The 2,754-nt window shown below is 33.2% G+C and carries 2 protein-coding genes; both read left to right on the forward strand.

From position 1 onward, the window contains the following. Positions 1-1,667 (forward strand): gliding motility-associated ABC transporter substrate-binding protein GldG (gene gldG / locus ACIQZC_RS10580; protein ID WP_396139188.1); only part of this gene is annotated, 1,667 nt, incomplete at its 5' end. An 86-nt stretch (positions 1,668-1,753) separates the two neighbouring features. Beyond that, positions 1,754-2,754, forward strand: a 1,001-nt coding sequence (gene dnaN, locus ACIQZC_RS10585; protein ID WP_396139189.1) for a DNA polymerase III subunit beta, incomplete at its 3' end; no start/stop codon positions are given.

Below are 2,754 nucleotides of genomic sequence, written 5' to 3' on the forward strand. Positions count from 1 at the left end.
TAAAAGCTTTAAATCAATTGGGGATTGTATTTTTAGCCCTTATCGTAATCAATCTAATTAGTCATTTCTTTTTCAAACGTTTTGATTTAACGCAAGATAAACGCTATACCCTTTCGGAAACTACTTTGAATATCATTAAAAATGCAGACAGTCCATTATATATTGATGTATATTTAGATGGTAACTTTCCGCCCGAATTCAAACGTTTACAAAACGAAACCAAGCAATTATTAGAGGAATTTTCGGCGTATAATTCAAACATTGTATTCCAATTTAAAAACCCGATTGAAAAAGAAGCCATGCGGGTGGAAGTCATGAAAGAATTTTATGAGCGCGGCATGCAACCGTTGAGCATTACTGTTGAAGACAAAGGAAAACAATCGCAAGAAGTAGTGTTTCCTTGGGCTCAAGCTACTTATGGTGATAAATTTACTAAAGTGAGTTTATTAAAAAACTTGATGGGCGCTTCAACCGAAGAAAAAGTCATTAGTTCGGTGCAGCATTTAGAATTTGGATTTGCCGAAGCCATCACTAAAATCACAAAAGAAAAACAAAAGAAAATTGCGGTCATTAAAGGAAATGGTGAATTAATCGAACCTTTAATTGCCGATTTTCTTACAACGGTTAAAGAAAGTTATTACATTGGTCCGTTTACGTTAGATTCAGTTGCAAATCAGCCTGTTCAAACCTTAGCGGCACTTAAAAAATATGATTTAGCGTTAATTGCTAAACCTACAGAAGCGTTTACCGAAGCTGAAAAACAAGTCTTGGATCAATTCATCATGAACGGCGGAAAAACGTTATGGCTAGTTGATGCAGTTGCAGCAGATATGGATAGCATGTATAACGAAACGGGCACTATTTTAGCATACCCACGCGAATTAAATCTTACCGATTTATTCTTTAAATATGGCATTCGAATGAATCCGCAATTAATTAAAGATGAATATGCCACACCAATAAAAATAGCATCAGGAAATCAAGGTAGCGAAACACAGCTGCAGCAATACAATTGGAAATTTTCACCATTTATTTATCCAACTTCTACCCATCCCATTGTTAAAAATATGGAAGGAATTAAGTTTGAATTTTCGAGTCCGATTGAACTATTAAAAAATGATGTTAAAAAAACAGTTTTATTGAGTTCTTCCGAATATTCAAAAACCATTGGAACACCTGCACCTATTTCTTTATCTTTAATTACCGAAGAAACTACACCTGAAGAATATGCTGGAAAAGGATTACTTCCTGTGGCGGTTATGATGGAAGGAAAATTCAAATCGGCATACCAAAATAGAGTGTTGCCTTTTGCTGATAAAACCTTTCAATCCGTTGGAAAAGAAACTAAAATGATAGTTATTTCAGATGGAGATGTAATTAAAAATCAAATAGATAAAGGAATGCCATTAGAACTGGGTTTTGACAAATGGACCAATCAATTGTATGGAAATAAAGAGTTTTTATTAAACTGCGTAAATTATCTGTTAGACGACAACGGACTTATTAACATCCGAAGTAAAGATGTCGATTTACCCTTACTAAACAAAGAAGAAGTTTATGCAAATTATACCAGCGCACAGCTTATAACTGTTGGATTACCAATACTTATTTTAGCAATCTTTGGCTTTTTATTTACCTACTTACGCAAAAAAAGATACAGCCGTTAGTTGTTGATAATTTGTTTTTGCAATTGATTAGAATTAGAATATATTTGTAAAACATAAAATCAATAACGATTTTAAAATACATGATGATGAAGTTTATAGTATCAAGTTCGTATTTATTAAAACAATTACAAGTTTTAGGAAGTGTTATTAATAGTAGTAACACCTTACCTATTCTTGATAATTTCTTGTTTGAATTAGACAATAACTTATTAAAAGTTTCGGCTTCCGATTTAGAAACAACCATGACGGCAACGTTAGAAATTGATTCTAAAAGTCAAGGAAGTGTGGCAATTCCTGCCAAACTTTTATTGGATATTTTAAAAACATTCCCAGAACAACCGCTTACTTTTAGTGTTGAAGATAATTCTACGGTAGAAATTAGCTCAAATTCGGGTAAATATGCTATTGCTTACGCACCAGGAGAAGAATTTCCAAAGGCTGTTAATTTAGACGATCCTTCAAAAACGATTGTTCCTGCTGAAGTATTAGCTACTGCAATGAATAAAACAATATTTGCAGCTGGTAACGATGATTTACGCCCCGTAATGAGTGGTGTTTTCTTTCAATTTTCACCAGAAGGTTTGATTTTTGTAGCAACTGACGCTCACAAATTAGTAAAATATGCTCGCGCAGATGTGAAAGCTTCTCAAGTAGCCGATTTTATTATGCCTAAGAAGCCATTAAATATTCTTAAAGGAATTTTAGGTGCTTCTGATGCAGAAGTAGCAATCGAATATAACGATTCAAATGCAACATTTTCATTTGAAAATTATGTGTTAACTTGTCGTTTAATTGATGGAAAATATCCAAATTATGAAGCGGTTATTCCAAAAGAGAATCCAAATAAATTATTAATCAATAGAGTGCAATTTTTAAACTCAGTAAGACGTGTGGCAATTTTTGCTAATAAAACGACACACCAAATTCGTTTAAAAATCGCCGGAACCGAATTAAATATTTCGGCAGAAGATATTGATTATTCTAATAAAGCAGATGAGCGATTAACATGTGATTATCAAGGTGATGACATGCAAATTGGGTTCAACTCGCGTTTCTTAACTGAAATGTTGAACAACTTGTCTAGCGA

Source organism: Flavobacterium sp. (assembly GCF_044338735.1).
GTDB lineage: Bacteria > Bacteroidota > Bacteroidia > Flavobacteriales > Flavobacteriaceae > Flavobacterium.